Source organism: Micromonospora sp. NPDC047527 (assembly GCF_040643015.1).
Classification (GTDB): domain Bacteria; phylum Actinomycetota; class Actinomycetes; order Mycobacteriales; family Micromonosporaceae; genus Micromonospora.
On record NZ_JBEYTK010000003.1, the window covers coordinates 485,050 to 510,543 of the forward strand.

Below are 25,494 nucleotides of genomic sequence, written 5' to 3' on the forward strand. Positions count from 1 at the left end.
AGACTCCCCGTACGAGTGGTGAAGTCCGACGCGGGTGGATAGCGTCTGGGCATGGCTGCCAAGGTGCTCGCGATCGTCCTGGCGGGTGGTGAGGGCAAGCGCCTGATGCCACTCACCACGGACCGGGCCAAGCCGGCCGTCCCGTTCGGCGGGATGTACCGCATGGTCGACTTCGTCCTCTCCAACCTGGCCAACGCCGGCTATCTCAAGATCGTCGTGCTGACCCAGTACAAGTCCCACTCCCTCGACCGGCACATCACCAAGACCTGGCGGATGTCGACGCTGCTCGGCAACTACGTCACCCCGGTGCCGGCGCAGCAACGTCGCGGCCCCTGGTGGTTCGCCGGCTCGGCCGACGCCATCTACCAGAGCTTCAACCTCATCAACGACGAGCAGCCCGACTACGTGATCGTCTTCGGCGCCGACCACATCTACCGGATGGACCCCCGGCAGATGGTGGAGGACCACATCGCGTCCGGCGCGGCGGTCACCGTCGCCGGCATCCGCCAGCCGCTGTCGACGGCCGACCAGTTCGGCGTCATCGAGGTCGGCGAGGACGGCCGGCGCATCCGGGCGTTCCGCGAGAAGCCCACCGACGCGGTCGGCCTGCCGGACGCGCCCGACGAGATCTACGCCTCGATGGGCAACTACGTCTTCACCACCCGGGCGCTGTGTGAGGCGGTCGAGCGCGACGCGGAGGACAAGACCAGCAAGCACGACATGGGCGGCAGCATCATCCCGATGCTCGTGGCGCGGGGCGAGGCGAACGTCTACGACTTCCGCGACAACGAGGTGCCGGGCAGCACCGACCGGGACCGCGGCTACTGGCGCGACGTCGGGACGCTCGACTCGTTCTACGACGCGCACATGGATCTGATCAACGTGCACCCCGTCTTCAACATGTACAACTTCGACTGGCCGATCTACACCGAGCAGCCCCCGTGGCCGCCGGCGAAGTTCGTGCACCAGTGGGGGGAGCGGGTCGGCCGGGCGGTCGGTTCGATGGTCTCCCCGGGCGTGGTGATCTCCGGGTCGCTGGTGGAGAACTCGATCGTGTCGCCGAAGGTGCGGGTGCACTCCTGGGCGCACGTCGAGGGTTCGGTGCTGATGGAGGGTGTGGAGATCGGCCGGCACGCGGTCGTCCGGCGGGCCATCCTGGACAAGAACGTGTTCGTCCCAGAGGGCGCCGAGATCGGCGTCGACCTGGAGAAGGACCGGCAGCGCTACACCGTCTCCGACAACGGCATCGTGGTGATCGGCAAGGGCCAGAAGGTCGAGCTGTGACCACCCGTACCTGCTCCAGGAGGTTCCCGCAGTGACCCATCCCCGTGCCGGCCAACCCGCCCAGCCCGCCGACCTGGTCGACGTGCCGCGCCTGGTGACCGCCTACTACGCCGAGCACCCCGATCCCACGGACCCGGCGCAGCAGGTCTCCTTCGGCACCTCCGGTCACCGGGGCTCCAGCCTGCGCAACGCGTTCAACTCCGACCACATCCTCGCGGTCACCCAGGCGCTCTGCGACTACCGGCGGGAGCAGGGCCTCGACGGTCCGCTGTTCCTGGCTCGGGACACCCACGCGCTCTCCGCGCCGGCCGCGGTGGACGCGCTGGAGGTCCTCGCCGCCAACGGGGTCACCGTGCTGGTCGACAGCCGCGACGGTTACACCCCGACGCCAGCGCTGTCGCACGCGATTCTCACCCACAACCGGGGGCGCACCAGCGGCCTCGCCGACGGCATCGTCATCACCCCGTCGCACAACCCGCCGGACGACGGGGGCTTCAAGTACAACCCCACCAACGGCGGGCCCGCCGACACCGACGTCACCCGGTGGATCCAGGACCGCGCCAACGCGATCCTCGCCGCCGGGCTCAAGGAGGTCCGCCGGATCACCTACGCGCGGGCCAGGGTCGCCGACACCACCGGGGAGTACGACTTCCTCGCCAACTACGTCGACGACCTGCCGGCGGTGATCGACGTCGACGCCATCCGTGACGCGGGCATCCGGATCGGGGCGGACCCCCTCGGCGGGGCGAGCGTGGCGTACTGGGGTGAGATCGCCGAGCGGCACCGGCTGGACCTGACCGTGATCAACCCGACGGTCGACCCGACCTGGCGGTTCATGACGCTCGACGGCGACGGCAAGATCCGGATGGACTGCTCCTCGCCGAACGCGATGGCGTCGCTGATCGCCGCCCGCGCCGACTACCAGATCTCCACGGGCAACGACGCCGACGCCGACCGGCACGGCATCGTCACCCCCGACGCCGGCCTGATGAACCCCAACCACTTCCTGGCGGTGGCGATCGACCACCTGTTCCGTACCCGCGCCGACTGGGGTCCGGCCGCCGCGGTGGGCAAGACCCTGGTCTCCTCGTCGATGATCGACCGGGTCGCCGCCGACCTGGGCCGGCCGCTGCTGGAGGTGCCGGTCGGCTTCAAGTGGTTCGTGCCGGGGCTGCTCGACGGCGCGGTCGGCTTCGGCGGTGAGGAGAGCGCCGGCGCGTCGTTCCTGCGCCGTGACGGCTCCACCTGGACCACCGACAAGGACGGCCTGCTGCTCTGCCTGCTCGCCGCCGAGATCCTGGCCACCAGCGGGCGCAGCCCGAGCGAGCACTGGGCGGAGCTGGCCGACCGGTTCGGCGCGCCCGCGTACGCCCGCATCGACGCCCCGGCCACCCGCGAGCAGAAGGCCGTGCTCGCCAAGCTCTCCCCGGACCAGGTCACCGCCACCGAGCTGGCCGGTGAGCCGATCACCGCGACCCTGACCACCGCGCCCGGCAACGGCGCCCCGATCGGCGGCCTCAAGGTCAGCACGACCTCCGGCTGGTTCGCCGCCCGCCCCTCCGGCACCGAGGACGTCTACAAGATCTACGCCGAGTCCTTCCAGGGCCCCGAGCACCTCACGCGCATCCAACAGGAAGCCAAAACCCTGGTGGACCAGGCCCTCACCAACGCCTGAACCCCACCCCACCCCACCCCACCCCTCCACCCGGCCTGGCTCCGCCCGGCCATGTTGATCATGAGGTTAGCGGCGCGACACGCCGACACCGCCGCCGCTAACTTCATGATCGACGCGGTGGGGGTGGTGGGGTCAGCAGCGTGGGGGGATTTCTTGGTCGGGGGATCTGTGGAGTTCTTTGGGGAGCAGCTCGCGGAGCTGCTCGGGTAGGAAGGGCAGATCGAGCAGGGTCATCTTCAACTGGTTGCGTTCCTGGTAGCGCTGCGGGTCGAAGCGGACCACCAGGCCGGCGTTGCGGCGGTAACTGATGTCCACGGCACCCTCGGTCGCCGCGTCGCGGAACACCAGCCCGTCCATCTCCACCACGACAGCCGACGAGTGGGGCTCCAACTCCAGCCGGATCTTCTCGTCCGGGGAGAGCACCACCGACCGGGAGATGCCGGCCATCGGCGCCGACGGGGTGACCACCACGACGTCCGCCGCCGGGGAGATCAGCGGACCACCCGCGGCGTAGCTGTACGCGGTCGAGCCGATCGGCGTGCTGATCACCACGGCGTCGGCGCGGTAGTAGCCGTACTGCTGGCCGTCGACCGCGAGGGTGGCGGTGACGAAACCGGAGCCGGGCTGGCGGACCAGCGCGATGTCGTTGAACGCCACGATGTCGTCGCCGCACACGTCGCAGGCCAGGCAGGCGTGCGACTCGATGGTGAAGTCCTTGGACAGCAACCGGCTCAACGCCTCCGGCAGCGCCGGCGGCTCGACCTCGACGAGAAAACCGAGCCGACCCAGGTGTACGCCGAGCACCGGCTTCGGGTCGAGGACTGCCGAACGCAGCGCTCCCAGCATCGTGCCGTCACCGCCGATGCTGATCAACGCGTCGGCGCGTGCCGCCACCTCGGCCTCCGGCACCGGCTCGATGCTGGCCGGTACGCGGTGCGCGTCCTCCGTGCGCACCATCAACGACTTGTGGTGACGCGTCGCCCACCGTTCGATGATCCCGACCACCTCGGTGACATCCCGGGTGGGGTGCAGTACCAGTCCCAGCCCCGACACCCGTACAGCTCATCACACCGGCGTCGGACGCGTCCGGCGTACCGGGCAGGCCGCCGGCCGACGACGGCCCGGCCCCGGCTCTCGGACGGGATTGCCGCCCTCGTGCCGGCCTGCTAACTTGCCCTTCGCCGATCGCCATTGTGCAACGGCACATTGGGGGCCGGCACGGGGCCAGGGTCCCCTTAACGGGGAGTTCGTGTGAAATCGCCTTCCGGGGTCGCGCCCTCACGCCTGTATGTGCTCGATGGCCTGCGACTGGTCGCAGCCCTGTTCGTCGTAGGTTTCCATCTCACGGTCTTCGGCGACGCCTGGGGTGGTCCGGACGGCGCGTCCCTGCCGACGCTCAGCCTCTACACCCAGTTCGGGTGGCTCGGGGTCTACCTGTTCTTCCTGATCAGCGGTTTCGTGATCTGCATGAGCGCGGAGGGGCGTGGCCTGGGGCAGTTCGCCGCCGCTCGGATCATTCGGCTCTACCCCGCGTACTGGTTCGGGGTGCTCGCCACCACCGCGGTGCTCACCCTCTGGCCGGTGGTCCGCCAGCCGCAGCGCCCCGGCGACGTGCTGACCAACCTCACCATGTTCAACGACCTCATGGGAGTGGACGCGGTCGACTCCGTCTACTGGACCCTCGCCCACGAGCTGCGTTTCTACCTCCTCTTCGGTCTCTTCGTGCTGGTCCGCGGATACACCCCGCGGCGGGTGCTGTTCTTCGCCTCCGGCTGGCTGATCGCCAGCCTCTTCGCGTACCGCTCCATCCCGATGCTCACCGATCTGCTGGTGCCCCGCAGCGCGGCCTGCTTCGTCGGCGGCATGGCCCTGTTCCTGATCTATCGCCACGGTTCCGACATCTACCTCTGGGGGTTGGTGGGCGCGTCCTGGCTCGTCGCGCTCCAGATGATCGGCACGGTCAACCCGTACGCCCCGAACCGGACCATGCTGTCGTCGACCCAGATCAGCATGGTCGAGGCGGCGCTGGTCACGCTCTTCTACCTGGTCCTGGCGGCGGTGGCCACCGGTCGTCTCGCGGTCGGCTGGCGCTGGCTGACCACCGCCGGGGCGCTGACCTACCCGCTCTACCTGCTGCACGAGTACATCGGCTGGGTGATGATCCACTACCTGCACCAGGTGCTCCCGGCCTGGTTGACCGGGCTCATCGTGGTGGTGATCCTCCTGGTCGCCTCGTGGCTCGTGCACCGGTTCGTCGAGAAGCCCGTCTCCGGCTGGCTGCGGCGCCGCTTCGCCGAGGCCCGGAAGTCGGCGTACCTGCGGAACCCGGCGGGCGGTGCGCCGTCCTGGCTGCGTCCGCCCCCGCCGGTGTCGACCGACGGCCCGGCGGCCGAGCCCGTGCCGGCGACGGCAGTCGTTGACGCGGTGCCCGTGCCGGACGCACCGCGGTCGCCGATCGACGGCCCGACCCTCGCGATGGCCACGGTCACTCCCCGGCCCACTGACTGAGCCGGACGAGCGAGGTGCCCCGGACCGCGTCCGGGGCACCTGCCGTTCCTTGCGCTGTCTCCCGCCGTCAGCGGCGGGGTCGGCCGGTCAGATGGGTCAGCGAGCGGGCGACCAGGTCGTTGCGGGCCGCCGGCGACAGCCCTTCCAACCCGAAGCCCAGGTAGACGGTGTCGGCGGTGACCACCACCGAACCCTCCTCGAACGCCTGCTGGCTGCGCGACCAGTCGTTGGCGTTGCCGGCGCTGCCGGCCGGCGGCCCGGCCACCGTCCAGCCGCCCAGGTCAGCCGACTCGAACGACGTCTCGGTGACCGTGGACCCGTCGACGACCACCCGGGCGTCGTCCACGAAGACGCCGAGGCCCTGGGTGGCCCAGTCCGAGGCGTACGAGATCGACACCTCGACCTGCTTGCCGGCGTACGCGGACAGATCGACCACGAACTCCTTCCAACCGCCCGATGAGCCGGTCGCCGCGTTCCAACTGCCCGTGCTGCCGGTGGAGGAGCAGTCCGCGCCCTGGTAGTGCGCGAGGAACGGGTGCACCTGCGCCACCCAACCCGCGGCGCAGCTGTCCCCGGTGGCCGTGCTGGTCTTGCCGTTGGCGTCCGGCAGGGTCGTCCAGTCGTCGCTGCCCACCTCGTGCGCCTCGACGAAGAGGAAGTCCCAGTTTTGCTCGATCTCGTACGAGGTGAAGAAGCGCAACTCGCCACTCGTCGCCCCGGTCAGGTCGACAGTGCGGGAGAGCCGCTTGTACGACTCGTCCGCCTGACCGCCGTACAGGTACCACTCGCCCGTGCGCGGGTCGAACGGCGCGCCGCCCGGCCTGGTCCAGCCCACCGGCGCGGAGCTGGCGAACTGCGGGAACTGGTCCGGCGGCAGGAAACTCGACGTGGTCAGGAACGAGGCGGTGTGCGCCTGGTTCTGCGCCGACCCGGGAGCGTTGAGCTGCCCGGTGAACCCGGTGAACGCCGCGTTTTTGCCGGCGACCGGGTACGGGTCACCCTCCGGTGACGTGCCGCCGTCGGAGACGTAGGTGTGGGCGCCCAGCCAGTACTGCTGGAAGTCGTTCAGCAGTGGCAGGCAGGTCGGGTCCTCGCCGTTGGTGCACTCCGGCGGCGCGCCCGGCTGGTACACGTACGACCCGTTGGCGCCCTGCGCGAACAGCGCGTACTGGCCGCTGACGAGCAGCTTGCCACCCTCGTTGAGGTAGTCCCGCACAGCCAGTTCGGTGTCCAGTGCGGCCTTCGCCGCCGTGCCGGGCACCTGGCCGGGGGAGCGCAGGATCACGTCGTCGCCGGTCTCCCAGACCACCGCCTTGTAGTGCGACAGCACGCCGAGCGGGTGCGGCGCCGTCCGTCCCCGCGCGTCGAAGTCGTACACGTCGCTGCTGCGCCCGGCGGCGGTCAGGGACGCGGCGACCTCGTCGGCGTACTTCGCGGTGGTGCCCGTCTGCGCCGGGCTGAGCCCGGTGACGTCCTCCATCGCGAGGACCAGCACGTCACCGCCGATGTCGGTGTGCACCCGGTAGGTGAAGTGCTCGCTGGTCACCACCCCGGCCCGCTGCTTGACCCCGGTGAACCAGACCTCCACCCGGTCACCCGGTTTCGTCCCGGTGACCGTGCCACGCAGTTCGGCGTAGTAGTCGTCGTGCGTGCCGCCGTACCGTTCGCCACCGCGCCACTCACGGACCGGCGCGGTCTTCGGTCGACCGCCGTTGACGGCGTAGTGCATCCGCACGTTCTTCAACGCCCGACGGGTGATCGAGGCGACCTGTTGGGTGCGCCCGTACGACGTGTCGAACGAGTCCACCACGAAGTCCGGGGTGCTGCGGCCGACGACCGACACCGGGTCGTCCGGGTCCGCCGCGGAGCGCGCCACGGCCAGCGCGAACGGCAGGTTCTTGCCGACCTCACCGGCGATCAGCTTCTCGTCGTCGGGGAAGTTGAAGCCGCTGACGCAGTCCTCCGGGCGCCACTGGTCGTTCGGGTCGATGGCCGAGACGGATTCACACGTCGACATCTCCGGGGTGAAGCCCAGCGTGCCGTACTTGACGGTGGCGTGGCTGTCGGTGTCACCGTTGGTGGTGTACAGCTCGGCGGAGATGTCCGGGTCATAGCCGGGTACGGCCGGGTGCGCGTCGTCACCGGCCATCGCCTCGTAGATCACATCGTCCGGGGTGGGTGTGCTCACCTGCCAGCCGAGGCCGTAGAGCAGCAGCTGGGCCGCCGAGTGGTAGTTGACGAAAAACTCGAAGCCGACCCGGCGGAAGAGATTGTCCAGGGCCTTGGTCTCGGGCTCCGAGTTGGGCCGCGGGCCCCGGTACGTCTCGCTGTTCGGCTCCGGCGACGAGCCCTCGTTGTCGTACCCCCACTTGTAGGCGAAGTTGCGGTTCAGGTCGACACCGTCACCGGAGGTGATCTGTCCGTCGCCGTTGTTGTCGCGCAGGTTCTTCCGCCACAGCCGGTTGCCAGGGGTGAACGTGAAGTCGTAGCCGTCCGGGTTGGCCACCGGCAGGAACCACAACTCGGTGGTGTCCAGCAGTCGGGTGATCTCCCGGTCCTTGCCGTAGCTGTCCAGCACGTGGTGCATCAGCCGGCGGGTCATCTCCGGCGTGATCCACTCCCGGGCGTGCTGGGCGCCGGCGTAGAGGACCGCCGGTCGCCGGCCGTCCGGAACGGTCCGCGCGTTCTTGGTGACCTTCACGGCGAGGATCGGCTGACCCTGCTGGGTGCGGCCGATCGTCTCCACCTTGGTGAGCTTCGGGTGCCGGGCGGCGGTGGCGTTCAGCTCGTCCCGGATGCCACCCGGCTTCCCGTACGGGCGAAACGCCGTCCAGCCGGCCGCGCTCTGCTCCCGCAGCGCCTGCGAGGCGTCCTTGCCGCGGACCTTCTTCACCGTGAGGGGGACGCCCTTGTCGGTCAGTCGCTTCGCCTGCCGACGGGTGAGGACCGTCTCGACGTTGGTACGACCGGCCGAGTCCGCCTTCGCGTCGTGGCCGAGGTCCACCCCCGCCGCGCGTAGTTGGTCGCGCTGTTTCGCGTCGACCGTGCCGACGTACACCTCCAGGCCGTCGCGGGGACCCGGGTCCGACGGTGGCCGTGCGCTCGCCGGTGGGGCCAGTGCCAGTGCGCCGAGCAGGGTGACCACGCCGGCGATCGCCAGTGGTCTCGGTCTCATCGCGCCTCCTTGGGTGAAGGACCTGTAGGCGCGAGCCTTCGGTGTGGGCTGATCAATGTCAATCGGTCGATGGGGGCGCGGTTGCTGGCCGTGTCGGCGTCACCGCCCCACGTGACGGTCGGGCGACTCGACTCGTAACTGGCATTTTGTCGCATCGTTGAACGGGGGTGCTGATGAACGCGGGCTGGCGGACGTCAGCCCTGCTCTCAACGGGGCAGCGGAGCCAGGAGGCGACTTGACGTGTGTGCGCTGATGAAGCACGGGTGGCTGTTCCCGGAACGCCGCCGGCGACTCGAACGGAAGATCGCCCTCTACAGCAAACCCTTGTCCCGTGCGGAAATCGAGCGGATCCAGGTCGAACGCTTCAACAAGATGTGGGCGTACTGTCTGACCCGGGTGCCGTTCTACCGTTCGTGGCGAAAGGACCACGGTCTGCCCAGCGGTATCTTGCGGCCGTCGGACCTTCGCCATTTCCCGATGCTCGACAAGGAGCTGCTGATCAGCCGTTCTGCCGAGGTCTTCGCGGGTGGTTCGACGAAGCAGGCCTACAGCACCGGCGGGAGCACCGGCCAGCCCACCAAGTTTCCTCGAGGGCGGGGCGAGTCGACCGATCGGTGGGCGAACAACTATCTCGGGCGAGCGTGGCGGGGAGTCCAGCCGTTTGAGCCACAGGTCCTGCTGTGGGGGCACTCGCATCTGTTCGGCGAAGGGATAGGTAGCCGGGTCGCTCGGTTGAAGCGTGACGTCGCCGACCGCCTGGTGAACATCACTCGGTTGAACGCCTACGACCTCAGCGATCCTGCGCTTCGAGGGCATTACGAGGCGATCCGGTCCCGGCGACCCGTGTTGCTGGTCGGATACACCTCGGCGATCTTCAAAGTCGCGCGCTACATCGAGCGCAACGCGCTGGACCTGGGCGACATGAGTCAGTTGCGGGCCGTGATCCTGACAGCGGAGACGGCCAGTGACGCGGACATCGCGATGATCGAACGGGTCTTCGGGGCAAGCGCGGTCATCGAGTACGGCGCTGCGGAGACCGGTCTCATGGCGATGTCCCGTGAGCAGGCACGGCCCATCCAGGTCATCTGGGACAGCTTCATCTGTCTCGTCGCCGATGATGGTTCGCTAGCGGTCACGACCCTCGACGACCGTCTGTTCCCACTGGTCAACTACGCCATCGGGGACCGGGTCGAACCAGCTGACGTCGTCGAGGGCAACGCCTTCGAGTTCCGCTCGATCCTCGGCCGGCGGCAGGAAATCGTTCAGGTCGGCTCTGCACGCGGGACGCTCGACCTTTCCCCGATCCTGCCGGTGCACATTCTCAAGACCCTTCCGGGAATCGTCGGCGTTCAGTTCCGCCAGGAACGACCTGATGCCCTGCACATCTACGTACAGGCCGACCATGAGCTTGATCTCGACGCGGTGAGCATGTACTTCGCTCGGGAGCTGCGGAAGGACCACCCTGATCTTCGCGCCGAGTCGATAACGTTCCACCAGGTGGCCGACCAGGGTCGCACTCGCGCCGGCAAGCACGCCCTGTTTGTTTCCTGATCCCGAGCGACACCGCGGCACCTACCTGCCGAGGAGGTCGACCGGCGGCGCCGGGTCACGCTCCTGGGCAGAGGCTGCAGACGCGAGCCGGTGAGATCTGCGCCGCCGGTATCGACGCGACACCACGGCCAGCACGAGGATCCCCGCGACCAGCATTTCCGCGACGGTTGTGGCGGCGGCGGCACCCGTCGGTCCAAGTGTCGCCGCCTGGATGAGCAGCGCGCCGCCCAGGAGTAGGGCGATCGACAGTGCGAGACGGGTGGCGGCGGCGTAGTTCCCGTCGCCGATACGGTTGAGCGTGTAGGCACGGTTCACGGTGGTGAACGGTAGGGCAAGCGCCAACAGCTGCAGCCAGAGCGCCGATTCAGGTATCGGCAGCGAGAGCAGGCTTGTCGTGAGCCACGGCGCCGTGACGATGACCCCGGTGGCGATGACGGTCGCACCGATGACGGCGATCACCTCGCTCTCCCGGCTGATCGCCGCCGTGGGATCGAGATTGTGCCGCCGCCGGGTCCGGATCGCCATGGGCACCCGGAGTCCGCTGAACGTGACCGCGACCAGCGCCTGATAGATGTTGACCAGGGCGCCATAGCAGCCTACGACCTGAGGGCTCGCCACCAATGAGAGGGCGATCGTGCTGGCTCGGCCGGTGAACGCCTCGCCAAGGCTGTAGGCGAACAGCCGACGGCTCAACCGGAATGCGCGTCCAGCGGCCCGCAGCGATAGCCCTCTCCACATCGGAAGTGGAGCGCCGGGGCCGCGACAGGCGAGTATCTCCGTGCTGAGCAGGTAGATGGCGGCGCCAATCAGCAGCGCGGTTGTGAGCGGAATCCCGGCGATCAGCAGCGCCATGGACAGAAGGCGGGTGCTCGCTATCGCAGCCGAGGCCGCGATGAAGCGCATCTGTCGGGCGAGGTCGCTGAAACGCAGGTCGGCGAGGCTGTTGAGGATCATCACGCCGCCGGCGCTGATCAGGGCTGCCGCGCCGTATCCCTGGTCGGTATAGAACGCGGCGATCAGCAGGGTCGCGGTGGCCATGGCCGGCACCGCCACCAGGAGCCGCTGACTGTGCGCCGCGCGGCGTTCCTCGTCATTGCCGGACACATACAGCAAGGACGATCCACCCATGACCAGGTTGGCCACCCAGGTCAGCACGGCCGTCATCACGCTGTAAGCCGCGATTTCGGCGGTTTGACCCTGCCGCGCGCTGTACGCGAGTATCCCGGCGTTCAGCAGGCCGCTCACCAAACTGGACACCGACGCCACGACAGTGTTGGACCGCACCCCTGGCCGGCGGCTTCCGTGGGAGCGGGCCGCCTCGGTGGGCCCGGCCAGCGTCTGCTCCGAAGTCAAGGGTTCCTTCAACCGTGGTCCTTTCGCGGCGACTGGGCACCGCCCGCCGGGGCGCGAGTCAGCGTTCCGCGACTGTCAACCTGATCCGGTCGAGGATGTTCGGCCCGTCGGTCTCGGCCCGCCAGGACCGGTAGGCCTGCCCCGCCGCCCGGCGTGCCGCAAGCCTTTGCTCCCGGCTGCGCTGCGCGAACTGGTCAATCTGGTGAGCCAGAGTCGCCACCGTGGCATCCGTCAGGACGGCTCCACCGCCTGCCCGGAGCACCGGGCTCCAGGGAGTCTCGTCCGAACAGATCACCGGGCATGACGCGGAGAGGCTCTCTGCGATCACGTGGCCGAAGTTCTCCCCCTGGGTCGGAAAGGCGAACATGTCGTATCGCGCGAAGGTGGACCGGACCGCGCGGGGCGCGAGCTCTCCCCGATAGGAGAACGTCACGGACGCCGGCAAGCGCTGGGCGAGCAGTTGGCATTCAGCCCAGTAGGACCTGTCCTCGATCGGGCCGTAGACATCGAACACCACCGGCTGCGTCACCAGTGCGAGAGCCTCGACCACCTTCGCCAGATTCTTGATCGGGCTGATGCGACCGATGAATACGAGACGCGGAGGGTCACCGATCTCGGCGGGTGGGATTGGCTCTGACGGAAGTGACACCTCGTTGCGTCGCGTCTCGATCCGGGCCCATGGAAAGACGTCCCTGATCAGCTGCGCTTCGTGCGGGTTGGTGGCGTGCCACCGAACCTTGAGTCGTCTGAGGATGGGTCGCCACACGCGTAGGAACAAGCGCTTCTTCCGGCTCTTGACCCCGAGTGCGCTCGCCGCTAGCTCACCTCGTGGTGCGAGGAGTATCCGGTCGACCTGGACGATGCGTATTTGCGCGGCGAGAATCGGAAGAATCGACGACATCGCCCAAAGGCTGTTGACGTAAAGAAGGTCGAATTTGCTCGATCGGAGCGTTCTCAGCATCGCGTACCACTGGCGGACTCGGCCCGGATCAAGGTAATAGATGCGGGCGGGGCCCCGGTGCGCCCAGCGACCCGATAGACCCGGATACGGCTCCGTTGAGCCGAGATCGCGGTCTCTCGTCACCATCGTTACTTCGATCGCTGGCGATACGGTGTCGAGCAGTTGGGCAACCGATCGGACAGGACCGCCGGCCCGGAATCCCGGTTCAAAGAAATCGCACGTCAACAGTACGCGGTACGGCGGTGCAGGGTTTGACTCTGTGGCAGGTGCGACGCCACGCGGGTCGCGAACCGTCAAGGATGAATTGTGAATGGTGTTCGCGGCTGCGGGGGTGCTGTCGTCGCGCAGGATGTCGAAGGTGTCAGCCACGTTCGGCTAACGATCAGCGGCGCGGATCGGTGACGGCGTCGCTATCGGCCCGACGTGATGTGGTGGAGTCTGGCTCGAAATTCATGAGACAAGCGGCCGAATTGGATATCCGAATATATGCTCCGCTCTCATGGAGTCAGTGACAGGGGCGCGTGCGATGGCAGGTGGGAATCAAGGCGCGCACCCGCGTCACGCGCGTGGTGTGCCCGACGATCGCCCGCAGACCTCGACCAGCGCAGTCCGGCGCTGCCTCCTCGGGCTGGCCTGGCTCGCGTTGGGCGTGGCGTGCCTGCTTGTCCCAAAGAGCCCCTCGGCCGCGTGGGACAGGGACGGAACCCTCGCGATGAGCCTCCTGGCGACTCTCTTCGGCGCGTGGGTCTTCTGGCGGGACGGCGGTCGGCGGATCACAGCGGTGGGGCTCTACAACCTTGCCTTCGCATTCTTTGTCGGCTTCAGCGGCCTCTACCAGACGGTGAAGGCGTGGACGCTCGATCCCGGCATCCCGCTCTTCACCGCCGTCGCCATCTGCTACTTCGTCCAGGTGGTGACGTGGTTGCTGTTCTGGAGCGGCGGTGTTCCGCATCGGCTGCCGACGAATGCAGGACAGGCAGACGGCAGGACGGCCGGATGGGCGGTGAAGTCGGGCCTGCTCCTGCTGGTGCTCGCCGTGGCGATGGCGACAATCGCTCCGGATTCGATGCCGGTGGCCAACCCGGTCGGCTTTGTGGGTGTCGTGCTCCTCGCCGTGGGGCTGTTGCGGGGGCCGATGGCGCACCACAGGTTCCTCTGGGGCGTGGTTCTCCTCATCGCCTTCGCGGTCTACTTCACCTACCTCTTCACCGGCTTCGGACGGATTGTCGTCGGCACGTTGGCGCTCGCGCTGCTGGTGATGTCGGCCCACAATGACCAGCGGCCGTACACCAAGCTCCTCATCCTCGGAGGGGCAGCCCCGGCACTGCTGTTCCTCGCCGGACTCCGCGCCACCGCCTCACAGGGCTCGCCGTTCACGGTCGACCAGGATGGCTTCGGGTCCGCGATCAGTCCGCTTCGCTCGTTCGCCCAACTCCTGCATCTGGATGAGGTTGGGCTGCTGCCCCGGGCCTGGGGGGAGACATTCGCCAACGCGGCGGTCGGTCTCGTGCCCCGTGCCGTGTGGGAAGGCAAACCGATCGGCTTCGGCGCCGACCTCGTCCCGTTCCTGTCACCTGAACTGGTTGGTACGGGACACTCCGCGGCGGCGCTCGCGCACGGGGAGTGGTTGTACAACTTCGGTCTGCTGGGACTGGGGTTGATGATCCCGGTGATCGGCCTCGCGGTTCGACTCATCGACAGGCTGCTGGCCTGGGCCTCGTCCAGCCCGCTCACCACGCCGTATGCCATTGGCGTCTACGCCGGTGCGATCGTCACCGCGGTCGGTCTGTTCGACCTCCTCTGGGTGGGCAGCTTCACCTACGTGGTGCGTGGCGGTGCTCGGCTGCTGGTACTGGCTGCGGTGATTCTGGTGATCGGCTGGCGGGTCTCGGGGCAGGAGATGCCGAACCACCTGGTCGGCCAACGCCGACCAGCCGCTGCCCGCCGTCCCCAGCCGACGACGCGTGCATGATGACCGCGCTACACGAGCTCGGCGGCTGACCGTCCCGGCACCCGCCGAGATGGCTCGGGATCGTCGCGAACCCGTTGTGCCATTAGTCCCGTTTGTGGGCGTTTCTCCAGTGGGCATTCGCTCGTTGCGGCAGTTGTGGCCGTAGTGCGGCCTCGACCAGCAGGCCTACGCGAACCACCATGAACGAACGGAGCGTCAGTGAGCTACTCGACCACCGGACGCCGGGTGCTGATCACCGGCGGCACGGGTTCCTTTGGACAGACCATGGTGCGCCGACTCCTCGACTGCGGCGTCGGCGAGGTCCGGGTGCTCAGCCGGGATGAGGCCAAACAGGACGCGATGCGTCGGCTGCTCGGCGACGAGCGGGTCCGTTACTACGTCGGGGACGTTCGGGACTACGACTCGGTGCTCAAGGCCAGCCGGGGCATCGACTACATCTTCCACGCGGCCGCTCTCAAGCAGGTGCCGTCGTGCGAGTTCTTCCCGCTGGAGGCGGTCCGCACGAACGTGCTGGGCAGCAGCAACGTCGTCGAGGCCGCCGAGCGCAACGGCGTGAGCTCGGTGGTGGTCCTCAGCACCGACAAGGCCGTCTACCCGGTGAACGCGATGGGCATGAGCAAGGCGATGATGGAGAAGGTCGCCCAGGCGCACGCCCGGAACAACCCGAACAGCGCCACCACCGTCTCCTGTGTGCGCTACGGCAACGTCATGTACTCGCGAGGGTCGGTGATCCCGCTCTTCATCGAGCAGATCAAGGCGGGCCGGGCTCCCACGGTTACCGACCCGACGATGACCCGGTTCCTCATGTCGCTGGCCGACTCCGTCGAGCTGGTCGAGCACGCGTTCCGCACCGCGCGACCGGGCGACATCTTTATTCGTAAGGCTGCGGCCTGCACCGTGGGCGACTTGGCCGAGGCGGTGTGTCAGCTCTTCGACGCACCTGTCAAGCTCGACGTGATCGGCGTACGGCACGGCGAGAAGCACGCCGAGACGTTGGCCAGCCGGGAGGAACTCGCCCACGCCGAGGACTTCGGCGACTTCCTGCGGGTGCCGCTGGACGCCCGCGACCTCAACTACGCGCTCTACGTCTCCGAGGGTGGTCTCGGTGACGGGCCGATGGAGGACTTCAACTCGGCCAACGCGCCGCAGCTCGGCGTACCGGAGATCGTCGAGTTGCTGAAGACGCTGCCCGAGGTGCGCGCGGAGCTGGCGCTGCGGGATCCGGTGCTGGCGTGCTGAAGCTCGCCGTCACCGGCGCCGGGGGATTCATCGGCTGGCACGTACGGGTGCTGCTGCGCGCGATGGGTTGGCCGCAGCCGGTGGTGCTGACCCGCGGCGACCTCACCGATCCGGGGGTGGTCGCGGCGAAGCTGGCCGGGGTCGACCAGGTGCTGCACCTGGCCGGCGTCAACCGGGGTGAACCGGCCGACGTCGCCGCCGGCAACGTCCAACTGGCCGCGCAGCTCGCGGACGGTCTGAAGCACTGTGCGGACCCTCCGACACGGGTGGTCTACGCCAACTCGACGCAAGCCGGTAACGGCACCCCGTACGGCGACGCCAAGGCCACCGCGGCGCGACTGCTGGCCGGCACGGGCGTCGACCTCGACGACGTGTTGTTGCCGAACCTCTATGGCGAGCACGGCCGTCCGTACTACAACTCGGCGGTGGCGACGTTCTGCCGGGTGCTCGCCGAGGGTGGGCGACCCGACGTGCACGCCGACCGGGAGTTGGGGCTGGTGCACGTCACCGACGCCGCTGCCCGACTCATCGGTGCGCCGGCCGGCGGGTCATGGGACCCGGGCATGCCGACGCTGCGGGTCGGGGTCCAGGCCCTCGCCGACCGGCTCACCGCCATGGCCGTGACATACCGGACCGGGGAGATCCCGTCGTTGCCGGATCGGCATGATGTACGCCTGTTCAACACCTACCGGTCGCACTGCTTTCCGGCGCACTACCCGCTCGCGCTGCCCCGCCGGGCGGACGCCCGAGGCGAGCTGGTCGAGACGGTCAAGGCACACGGCGGCGCGGGGCAGACGTTCTGCTCCACCACCCGTCCGGGCATCACCCGGGGCGAGCACTTTCACCTGGCGAAGGTGGAGCGGTTCGTGGTGCTGCGCGGCTCGGCCGAGATCAGCCTGCGCCGGGTCGACGACACCGAGGTGCTGCGGTTCCCGGTGAGCGGTGACGAACCGGTGCTCGTGGACATGCCCACGATGTGGGTGCACAAGCTGGTGAACACCGGTTCGGACGAACTGGTGACGATGTTCTGGACCAACGAGATCTTCGACCCGGATCGGCCGGACACCTGGCCCGAGCCGGTCGAGGCGGCCCGGCCGGTGCCGCTGGCGGCCCGCGCGTGAGGCGCGGCGCCCTTCGGACCCCGCCGGTCCAGATGGCAGCGCAGGGAGGACGGGAATGACCCGGGTCATGACGGTGGTCGGCACCCGACCAGAGATCATCAGGTTGTCGCGGGTGCTCGCCCGGCTCGACGACACCGTGGACCACACGCTGGTGCATACCGGGCAGAACTGGGACAGCACCCTGTCGGACGTCTTCTTCAAGGAGTTACGCCTGCGGGAACCCGACCGGTTCCTCCGCGTCGACACCTCGTCGCTGGGCCGGGTCCTCGGTGGGGTGCTCGTCGGCATGGAGGCGGCCATCGCCGAGGTGCGTCCGGATGCCCTGCTGGTGCTGGGCGACACCAACAGCTGCATCGCCGCGCTGATGGCCCGCCGGATGCGGGTGCCGGTCTACCACATGGAGGCGGGCAACCGCTGCTTCGACCTGAACGTGCCGGAGGAGACCAACCGGCGGCTGGTCGACCACGTGGCCGACTTCAATCTCGTCTACACCGAACACGCCCGGCGAAACCTGCTCGCCGAGGGCCTTCACCCGCGCCGGATCCTGCACACCGGCTCGCCGATGCGGGAGGTGCTTGAGCACTACCGGGCGCCGATCGCCGGCTCGACCATCCTGCGCCAGCTGGAACTCGACCGGGGCCGGTACTTCCTGGTCAGCGCGCACCGGGAGGAGAACGTGGACCGGCCCGAGCGGCTTCAGCGGTTGCTGGACTGCCTGGTGGCGGTCCGTGACCGGTGGGGCTTCCCGGTGCTGGTCTCCACCCACCCGAGGACCCGCAAGCGGCTGGAGGCACTGGCCCCGGACGCGACCGCCCTGGACGGCATCGCCTTCCACGACCCGTTCGGCCTGCTCGACTACGTGCACCTGCAGACGAAGGCGTACTGCACGCTGTCGGACAGCGGGACGATCAGCGAGGAGTCCGCCATCCTCGGGTTCCCCGCGGTGACGCTGCGCGAGTCGATCGAACGTCCCGAGGCGCTCGACGTCGGCGGCATCATCATGACCGGCCTCGACCCGCAGGGCGTGGTCGAGGCGGTCGAGGTGACGGTGGCGCAGGTCGCCGCGCAGGGAGTGCCCTGCCCGGTCGACTACCAGGTGCCCGACACCTCCCGGCGGGTGCTCGACTTCATCCTGTCCACCGTGCGCCGCCACCACGACTGGGCGGGCATCCGCCGCTAGCCAGCCGGCGCACGACAGCCAGCCATGAGGAGCCGGCGACCGCGGTCGCCGGCTCCTTCGCCTGTGCGCTTGGTCCTTCGTGCGCGACTGGCCGCGTCGCTCGCCCCGGCGCCCCGCCGGCGCTCACCGGACCAGGCTGCCTGGACCGCGACGGGACTCGTCGCACGACTCGACGGGGCGACGCCGGCCGGCGTCGCCCCGTCGAGTCGTGCGATCAGTGTGACTGCAGCGGTACGCCGAGCGGGCCGCCCACCACCGGACCGTCCATCGCCGGGCCCGTCGACTGGGCGCAGAGCAGCGCGAGATGCTCGACGATTTTCGCCGCGTCGTCGAACGGGTCGAGCCCGCTGACCTCCATCGGGTCGAGGGGCGGCACGCCCACGTGCGACACCAACGGATGGAACGGCCGGGTGTCCACCTCGCCGGTGCCGAGCAGGTCCTCGTGCAGCTTCTCGCCGGGCCGCAGCCCCGTGTAGACGATGGGCACCGAGCTGGACGCCTGGTCCGCCATCTGGCGGGCGAGGTCGAGGATCCGGACCGGCTCGCCCATGTCGAGCACCAACGCCTCGCCGTCCCGGCCGATCTCGGTGGCCTGGAGCACCAGGTGGACGGCCTCCTGAAGGGTCATCAGGTAGCGGCTCACATCCGGGTGGGTGACGGTCAGCGGGTTCCCGGCCTCGATCTGGCGTTGGAAGGCCGTCACCACGGAGCCGCGGCTGCTCAGCACGTTGCCGAATCGGACGCTGAGGAACGTCCCCGGGAACCGGGACGCGGCGTGCGCGGTCAACCGCTCGGTGATCCGCTTCGAGTAGCCGAGAACACTTATCGGGTCGGCCGCCTTGTCCGTGGAGATGTTCACGAACTTCGCCACATCCTGGCAGGCGTCCAAGACCGAGAGTGTGCCCCAGACGTTGGTCTTGACCGCCTCGCCAGGGTGCCGCTGCAGCAGGGTGAGGTGCTTGAGCGCCGCCGCGTGGAAAATGATCTCTGGACGACGTTCCCGGATGATCCGCCGGATCCCCTCGTCGTCGCGCAGGTCGGCGAGGATCAGTTCGGGGCCGTCCAGCATGGCCCGCCCGGCGAGCGACATCTGCAGGCTGTGCAGGGCGGACTCGTCCCGGTCCAGCATCATCAGCTCGCCCGGGTTGGCCTTCATCACCTGGCGGCAGAGCTCAGAGCCGATGGACCCGCCGGCGCCGGTGACCAGGATCCGTCGTCCGGTCAGGCTGTTGGTGCTCAGCGGCAGGTCACCGACCACCTGGCGTCGGCCGAGCAGGTCATCGATCTGAACGTCCCGGACGTCGGTGACCGTGATCCGGTGGTCCACCAGGTCCCGCACCGGGGGCAGCACCTTGAACACCGCGCCCGCCTCAAGGGTGGCCTCGCGGATCTGGCGGATCAGCGCGGCGTCCGCGTTGGCCACCGAGAAGATGACGGCGCTGGCGCCGGTACGCCGGACCGAGGCGGCGACATCGTGCCGCCCTCCCAGCACGCGTACCCCGCCGATGCGCAGATCGCGCTTGTCCGGGTCGTCGTCCAGCGCGCCGACCGGAAGGTACCGGCCGCGTGGGTCGCTGAGCAGGGCCCGCAGCAGCCCTTGTCCGGCGTCACCCATCCCGAACAGCAGCACCGGCGTCGACGACCGGACATCCGGCCGCATGGCGAGGTCGCGCCGGTGCCGGTACGCGAACCGGGCGCCGAGCATGAACAGCAGGGCGAGCGCGCCGCCGACCAGCGGCGTGCTCGCGGGGACCGGCCGATCTCCGGACGGCAGCAGGCCAAGCAGCACGATGCCGGCGGTGGTGATGGTGGTGCCGGCGACGCCCTGCACCTCCTGCAGGCTGCCCAGCGGGTGTCGGCCGGAGTAGAGCCGGCGTAACGCCGCCACTGCCACGTGCACGACCGCTGCGGCCGATCCGATCGCCGCGGCCCGGCCGAGCTGGCCCGGAGGGAGTTGGAACTCGAACCGGGTCCAGGCGGCCGCGACCAGACCGCCCACCCATGCGGTGGTGTCAACCGCGAGGAATCCGACGGTGCGGCGACGAGCCCTGGCCCACCGCGTCCGCTGGTCCGACCGCTCAGTGTGCTCCGTGTCCTGCGGCATGTACTGGCTCCCTGTTCCGTCATCTGACTTCTTCCGCCGCCAGGCAGCGGGAGGTTTGATGCTCCTTGTCCTTGTTACATGGCAAAGCAGCGCCGATGGCGGGTTTCGGGTTATCTGAGCCGAAGATCCGGTTACGGTTGTGGCCGCCCGGCGACCGCTGCCTCCAGGTGGCCGGCGAGGGCGACGCTGCCGACCCGCTCCGAGAGCCGTTCCAGGTAGAACTGGCGGCCGCCGTGGCCCAGTTCCTCGCGCTTTTCGGAGCCCAGTTCGTACATCCGACGGATCGCGTCGGCCAGCGCCGGAGCGTCGCCGGGCTGCGCCACGAATCCGGCGCCGGACTCGTCGACGAGTCGGGCCGCGTCGCCGGCCAGCGCGGCCACGATGGGACGCCCGCACGCGAGCGTGCTCTGCACCTTGCTGGGCATGATCGAGCGGAGGAAGGGCTGATCGCGCAGGGAGATCAACTGGACGTCGCCAAGCGGCATCAACTCGACCATCCGCTCGATCGGCTGCTGACCGAGGAAGACCACCCGCCCGGGCGCGTGCCGTGCGGCCCGCTCGCGCAGCCGGCGCTCTTCGACGCCGCTGCCGGCGAACACCAGCGTCAGGTCCGGGATGTCGGCGAGATACTCCAGCGCATCGACGGCGACGTCGAGCCCCTGGAGGTTTCCCATGCTCCCCGCGTACATGACGACGAAGCCGTGTAGCCCGAGGCTGGCCGCCAACTGCGGATCAGGTGTCCTCGGCCGGAAGACACGCTCGTCGACCCAGTTGTAGACGACCGAGATCTTGTCCCGGGGGACCCCACGGCTGGCCAGGATGTCGGCCATTCCGGGCGCGATGACGGCCACCGACGACGCCGAGCGGTACGCCGCGTCACAGAACCGGTGCAGTGTTCGGACTATCAGGTCGGTACGCCGGCCGGGGCGGACGTAGTCGCTCTCCGCCAGTGTGTCCGGCCAGAGGTCCTCCATGAGGATCACGTATGGGCGGCCGTGCAGTCGCCGGGCCATGATCGCGGGCAGCGCCACCGTCGCCGGCGACGAGTAGACCAGCCACACGTCCACCTTGCGCAGCAGGTCGAGCCGGACCGCCGCAGAAGCGGCGAAGCTGAGATAGTTGGCGGCTCGCCCGATCGCCGAACGGTCGTGGCTGGGCACCAGCGGCACCCGGTGCACCGAGATCCCGCTCATCATCTCGAACTGGTACGGGCGGATCCGGTAGCCGGGAGTCAGCCGGCCGGACGGATAGTTCGGGAAGCCGGTGAGCACGTGCACCTCGTGCCCGAGCGCGGCGAGCGACCGGCTGATGATCCCCGGCAGGACGGCTGAGCCGCCCTCCGGGTCGTACCACTGGGTGATGATCCCGATCCTCATGACGTCACCACCACGGCCCGAACCAACCACCTGGCCACGATCGACCCGTCCTTGCCCGACACGCGGGTGAGAGCCATGGAGAACCTTCCTGGTGCGGGGGAGCGGATGCGTCAGATGCCTCGGGTCGCGTCCGCCCGGCTGGATCGCTCGGCCGCCGACTCGTCGATGTCGCGCGGCTGCGAGTCGCCTGTTCTCGGGCGCGCGACGGCGTCGGCGCCCGGCGTGGGCGCCAGTGAGGTGCCGGCCGTTCTCAGCCGCTCCCATGCCTCGGGGCGCAGTTGGGGCGCCAACCCCTGCTCGGCGAGCCAGCCGGGCGCCTGACGCTTGCCGAACAGGAGCATGTCCACCCGCCGCGCGTGCGCGTTGGCCCGCAGGCTCGTCTTCCCGTACGCGTTGACGAAGCTCGTCGCGTACCACGCCAGCAGCGGTGGGAGGTGCCGTGGCTCGCGGCCACCGAGAAGGCGGAGCAGCAGCCCGGTCGTCATGCCGTTGGGGGGTTGCAGCACGATGGGTGGCACCGGGCCGCTGACGAGACCGAGGTGGACGATCGACGCGACGACGTCCTCGATGAGGACCTGCGGCGTCGGTGCGTCACCATCCCCGGCGACGCAGCTCATCGGTGACTGTGCGAGCCGAATGAGCGCTCTAGTGTTCGGCCGGTCCACGTCGTGGACCCAGGTCGACCGGTAGATGACGGTGTCGACGCAGTCCTCGCGCCGCAGCATGCGCTCACCGATCGCCTTGGAACGGGAGTACGGGGAGAAGGGCATCGTCCGTGGGGTCTCGTCCAGTGCCATCGGTCCCTGCGCCGCGGCGGAGCTGACGTGGACCAGCCGCTGGGCGTTGACGAGAGCGCTGGCTCGGGCGACCAGGGTGGGCAGGAGGGCGTTTCCGCCGTACAACTCGGCGCTGTCGAGGGCGGACCCGTCCGGCAACCCGGCCGTGTTGATCACGGTCTGCGCGCCGTGGAGGTGTTCGGCGAGTTCGGCGACGACCTCTTCGTCCAGACCCGACGGCACCGCATCGACCCGGAGGGCCTGGGCGAGCGGCCACGACAGGCGCGGCGCACGGACAGGCTGGACCTCGACTCCCTGGCTGCTCAGTGCGGCCACGACCGCTCGGCCGACGAAGCCGCTGCTGCCGAGCACCGCGACCCGCCGGACCGGCTGAGGCCCGGCCCCGCCCAGGTCACCGGCTCGCGGAGTTGACAGTTGTGGCATGGATCGTCCTTCCTTCTGACGTGGGCCGAGACCGCTGAACGGTGAGCCACGCGGGGGCGGCGAGGTACGCGGCGAGGATGGCGACGGCTGCGGCATCGAGTACGGCGCGGGTGACTGGCCCGCTGAAAGACGCGGTCACGAGGCAGCCGGCGACGACCGCGCCGATGCCGGCGGTGACCGCGGTGACCCTCTGATGTGACCACCCGCTGTCGGTCAACCGCTGGTAGGCATGGTTGCGGTGGGGGCGATACCAGGCTTCGCCGTTGCGGATGCGGCGCAGGAGCGTCCAACCGGTGTCGGCGAGGTAGAGGGCGAGTGGCGCCACGGCTGCCTCCGGCGGGAGGCCACGCACGATCGCGTACGCGGCGAGCGCGCCGAACGCGCCGCCGAGGGCGTACGACCCGACATCACCGAGGAAGACTTTGGCGACCCAGGCGTTCCAGGGCAGGAAGGTCAGGGACGCGGCGGCGATCAGGCTGCCGGCCGCGGTCAGCAGCGGAAGGTCCTGCAGCACGCCGAGGCCGGCGTAGACCACTCCGGCGAGGATCGCGTGGACGGCCGAGATGCCGTTGACGCCGTCCATGAAGTTGAAGGCGTTCACGTAGGCGGTCAGCCACGCCGCCAGCGCGAGGACGAGGGCCACCTGGACATACGCCACGTGGCCGCTGGGCACCAACGCCAGGCCCGTGGCCACGCCGGCGAGCGACTGCAGAAGCAGCCGCATCCGGACCGGGACACCCCGGACGTCCTCCAGCAGCCCGATCGCCGCGAACAGCAGCAGCGGGACGGCTATCGATCGCGCGTGCTCGTTCAGGAGCAGTGCGAGCCCGGCCGCCGCGGCGACGCCCACGCCGCCGCCGCGGGGGATCGGGGTGTGGTGTGCGGACCGCTCCGACGGTATGTCGAGGACGGCGGCTGCGGTCAGCAGCCGAAGGATCAGTGGCTGTAGCAGGGTGCCGACGATGAGTGCGAGCAGGATTCCGCCGGCCAGCGGAACGCTCAACATGGCCTGGTTCCGGCCGACGGCCAACGAGGATCATCAAAAACGCGTACGAGTTTCACTAATTGGACCTTCAGGTTGAACTGTCCATGCGGGGATAAATCAATCATAGGAGGTCGCTACTATGGACAAACGACCTTTACCTGTAATCGGTGTGCGGCACGCGGCTGAAACTGGCGTCGAAGTCGGGCAGCCCGGTCGGGGCCCGACCTCCGTGACCTGCCTGGCGGTCCCGGCGGCGGTGTGCGGTTGCCGCTGCTACCGGGTGGAGGTGGTGGAATCTGGCCCGTCGCCGAGGAGTCGGGCGAGCAGCGTGCGCAACGGGATCGATTCACCGTCGCGCCCGCCCGCGCCGACGACCAGCGGCGCTGGGCTGGGCTGCGGGTCGACGCCGAACAGCCGGGCCCGTAGGCCGCCCGGCACGGTCAGCAGGTGGAACCGGCCCGCCACGTCCACCGCCCGGGTCTCGGCCCGGTCGACGTACCAGCCGGTCAACCGGGTCCGGTAGCGTCCGCGACCGTCGTAGCCCCGGGCGAACAGCCGGGTGGTGGGCAGCCCGCGCCGGGTCGCCTCAGCCACGAACCAGGCCACCAGCTCCGCCGCCTGCGTCTGCTCGGCGGCTCGCCGCCGCGCCTCCGCGTCGGCGTGCGCCCGCACCGCGTGCTGCTGCCGCTCCCGCCACTCCCGGCCGTCGCCCTCACCCACGAGCCGACGGTACGCGATCCGACTCAGCGCAGGACCGCCCGCAGGGTGCGCCGGGCGATGTCGGCCATCACCGGGTTGGTCTCGACGTAGTAGTGCAGCGCGTTGATCGCCTGTAACAGGGCCCACCCGCGTCCACGTTCCCACGTCGCGTCGTCCACGCCGAGCACCCGCCGGTACGTCTCCCGCGACCCGGCATCGAGCAGGTTCCACGCCGGCATCAGGTCCACCGCCGGATCGCCCACGCCGACCGTGCCGAGGTCGATGACCGCGACCAGCCGCCCGTCGCGTACCAACAGGTTGCCGGGCATCAGGTCGGCGTGGATCCACACGTCGGCGGCATCGTGCCGGGGGGTGTCCCGGCAACGTGCCCACACCTCGGCGAGCCGGGCGGTGTCCGCGAGGTCGCCGCTGACGGCGAGCGCCGACCGCACGTCGGCGTCCTGGTCGGCCAGCGGCCCGCCCCGGCCGAACCCGGGCCAGCTCTGCCCGCCGGTGTCGACGCGGCGCAGCGCGGCCACCACGGCGGCGAGGTCGCGGGCGAAGGCGTCCGAGCCGCCGACCTGGTCGGCCTGCGCGGTCTCGCCAGCGATCCAGCGGTACGCCGTCCACGGCCCCGGGTACCCCTCGCCCGGTTCGCCCAGGCCGAGCGGCTCGGGCACCGCCACCGGCAGGTGCGCGGCGAGCAGCCGCGCATGCTCCTGCTCCCGCCGCAGTTCGGCGCGCAGTTCGGGGTCGGCGGTCGGTAGCAGCGGAAACCGCAGCACGATCTCCGCACCCAGCCGGAACAGGGCGTTCACCGTGCCGGTCGAGGTGAGCGGACGGACCGGCAGCGCCCGCCACTGTGGAAACTGCTCGGCCACCAGCGCGGCGACCGCGTCCGCGCTCACCTCGACCTGGTCGGCGTGCATCTTCACCGCGAGATCATCACCCCGAACCCCGCCGCCCCGCGATCCGATTTCCCCGGGGAGACGTGGCGGCCGCGAATCTTGGACAGTTTCCGTCAGCACCTGACGGAAACTGTCCGAGATCTCGTGTGGGCGCGACGCTGCCCGGGCACGGGCAGCGTCCCG

The 25,494-nt window shown here is 69.4% G+C and carries 18 protein-coding genes; 8 read left to right on the forward strand and 10 right to left on the reverse strand.

All coding sequences use genetic code 11. The annotated features are described in order from the left end of the window. Positions 1-51: 51 nt before the first annotated feature. A complete protein-coding gene (gene glgC, locus ABZ808_RS15230) occupies positions 52-1,284 on the forward strand; it encodes a glucose-1-phosphate adenylyltransferase (RefSeq protein WP_357005998.1) in 1,233 nt (410 codons plus the stop codon). Positions 1,285-1,315: 31 nt separating this feature from the next. After that, complete coding sequence (pgm, locus tag ABZ808_RS15235) at positions 1,316-2,959, forward strand: phosphoglucomutase (alpha-D-glucose-1,6-bisphosphate-dependent) (RefSeq protein ID WP_357006000.1); 1,644 nt, start codon at positions 1,316-1,318, stop codon at positions 2,957-2,959. A 132-nt stretch (positions 2,960-3,091) separates the two neighbouring features. On the opposite strand, the gene ABZ808_RS15240 is transcribed toward pgm, so the two are convergent. After that, positions 3,092-4,012 (reverse strand): NAD(+)/NADH kinase, encoded by a 921-nt coding sequence (locus tag ABZ808_RS15240; RefSeq protein WP_357006003.1) that lies wholly within the window; start codon positions 4,010-4,012, stop codon positions 3,092-3,094. Positions 4,013-4,210: 198 nt separating this feature from the next. Here ABZ808_RS15240 and ABZ808_RS15245 point away from each other — a divergent pair, with 198 nt between their 5' ends. Then, positions 4,211-5,467: an acyltransferase family protein gene (locus ABZ808_RS15245; protein WP_357006006.1), complete on the forward strand. Its 1,257-nt coding sequence runs from the start codon at positions 4,211-4,213 to the stop codon at positions 5,465-5,467. A gap of 67 nt (positions 5,468-5,534) precedes the next feature. Here ABZ808_RS15245 and ABZ808_RS15250 read toward each other — a convergent pair whose 3' ends face one another. Then, entirely contained in the window at positions 5,535-8,642 is a 3,108-nt protein-coding gene (locus ABZ808_RS15250) for a M14 family zinc carboxypeptidase (protein ID WP_357006010.1), read from the reverse strand. Positions 8,643-8,882: 240 nt separating this feature from the next. Here ABZ808_RS15250 and ABZ808_RS15255 point away from each other — a divergent pair, with 240 nt between their 5' ends. After that, a complete protein-coding gene (locus tag ABZ808_RS15255; protein WP_357006013.1) occupies positions 8,883-10,193 on the forward strand; it encodes a hypothetical protein in 1,311 nt (436 codons plus the stop codon). 21 nt (positions 10,194-10,214) lie between these two features. Here ABZ808_RS15255 and ABZ808_RS15260 read toward each other — a convergent pair whose 3' ends face one another. Next, positions 10,215-11,438, reverse strand: coding sequence for a hypothetical protein (locus ABZ808_RS15260; protein WP_357006015.1), 1,224 nt, complete (start codon positions 11,436-11,438; stop codon positions 10,215-10,217). Positions 11,439-11,604: 166 nt separating this feature from the next. Beyond that, positions 11,605-12,876 (reverse strand): glycosyltransferase family 4 protein, encoded by a 1,272-nt coding sequence (locus ABZ808_RS15265; protein ID WP_357006018.1) that lies wholly within the window; start codon positions 12,874-12,876, stop codon positions 11,605-11,607. A gap of 202 nt (positions 12,877-13,078) precedes the next feature. Here ABZ808_RS15265 and ABZ808_RS15270 point away from each other — a divergent pair, with 202 nt between their 5' ends. The 4 genes from ABZ808_RS15270 to wecB all read left to right on the forward strand — a co-directional run bounded on the left by ABZ808_RS15270 (position 13,079) and on the right by wecB (position 18,019). Then, the gene (locus tag ABZ808_RS15270; protein WP_357006021.1) at positions 13,079-14,479 is read left to right on the forward strand and encodes a hypothetical protein; all 1,401 of its coding nucleotides are present in this window, start codon (positions 13,079-13,081) and stop codon (positions 14,477-14,479) included. Positions 14,480-14,677: 198 nt separating this feature from the next. Next, entirely contained in the window at positions 14,678-15,718 is a 1,041-nt protein-coding gene (locus tag ABZ808_RS15275; protein ID WP_357006024.1) for a polysaccharide biosynthesis protein, read from the forward strand. Continuing rightward, complete coding sequence (locus ABZ808_RS15280; protein ID WP_357006026.1) at positions 15,712-16,839, forward strand: NAD-dependent epimerase/dehydratase family protein; 1,128 nt, start codon at positions 15,712-15,714, stop codon at positions 16,837-16,839. The genes ABZ808_RS15275 and ABZ808_RS15280 overlap by 7 nt, the downstream gene beginning before the upstream one ends. Before the next feature lie 55 nt (positions 16,840-16,894). Then, on the forward strand, positions 16,895-18,019 hold the full coding sequence (wecB, locus tag ABZ808_RS15285) for a UDP-N-acetylglucosamine 2-epimerase (non-hydrolyzing) (RefSeq protein WP_357006029.1): 1,125 nt from the start codon (positions 16,895-16,897) through the stop codon (positions 18,017-18,019). A gap of 214 nt (positions 18,020-18,233) precedes the next feature. On the opposite strand, the gene ABZ808_RS15290 is transcribed toward wecB, so the two are convergent. The 6 genes from ABZ808_RS15290 to ABZ808_RS15315 all read right to left on the reverse strand — a co-directional run bounded on the left by ABZ808_RS15290 (position 18,234) and on the right by ABZ808_RS15315 (position 25,332). Continuing rightward, positions 18,234-20,123, reverse strand: coding sequence for a nucleoside-diphosphate sugar epimerase/dehydratase (locus ABZ808_RS15290; RefSeq protein ID WP_357006032.1), 1,890 nt, complete (start codon positions 20,121-20,123; stop codon positions 18,234-18,236). A 131-nt stretch (positions 20,124-20,254) separates the two neighbouring features. Continuing rightward, positions 20,255-21,499: a glycosyltransferase family 4 protein gene (locus tag ABZ808_RS15295; RefSeq protein ID WP_357006035.1), complete on the reverse strand. Its 1,245-nt coding sequence runs from the start codon at positions 21,497-21,499 to the stop codon at positions 20,255-20,257. Positions 21,500-21,609: 110 nt separating this feature from the next. Further along, positions 21,610-22,719 carry an NAD(P)-dependent oxidoreductase gene (locus tag ABZ808_RS15300; RefSeq protein WP_357006037.1) on the reverse strand — a complete coding sequence of 370 codons (1,110 nt, stop codon included), beginning with the start codon at positions 22,717-22,719 and terminating at the stop codon, positions 21,610-21,612. Next, positions 22,688-23,725, reverse strand: a complete 1,038-nt coding sequence (locus ABZ808_RS15305) for a glycosyltransferase family 4 protein (protein ID WP_357006040.1) — start codon at positions 23,723-23,725, stop codon at positions 22,688-22,690. Before ABZ808_RS15305 ends, ABZ808_RS15300 begins: the two co-directional genes overlap by 32 nt. Before the next feature lie 252 nt (positions 23,726-23,977). Beyond that, on the reverse strand, positions 23,978-24,424 hold the full coding sequence (locus tag ABZ808_RS15310; protein WP_357006042.1) for a hypothetical protein: 447 nt from the start codon (positions 24,422-24,424) through the stop codon (positions 23,978-23,980). Between the two features lie 23 nt (positions 24,425-24,447). Beyond that, positions 24,448-25,332 (reverse strand): aminoglycoside phosphotransferase family protein, encoded by an 885-nt coding sequence (locus ABZ808_RS15315; protein WP_357006799.1) that lies wholly within the window; start codon positions 25,330-25,332, stop codon positions 24,448-24,450. Between the last annotated feature and the right edge of the window lie 162 nt (positions 25,333-25,494).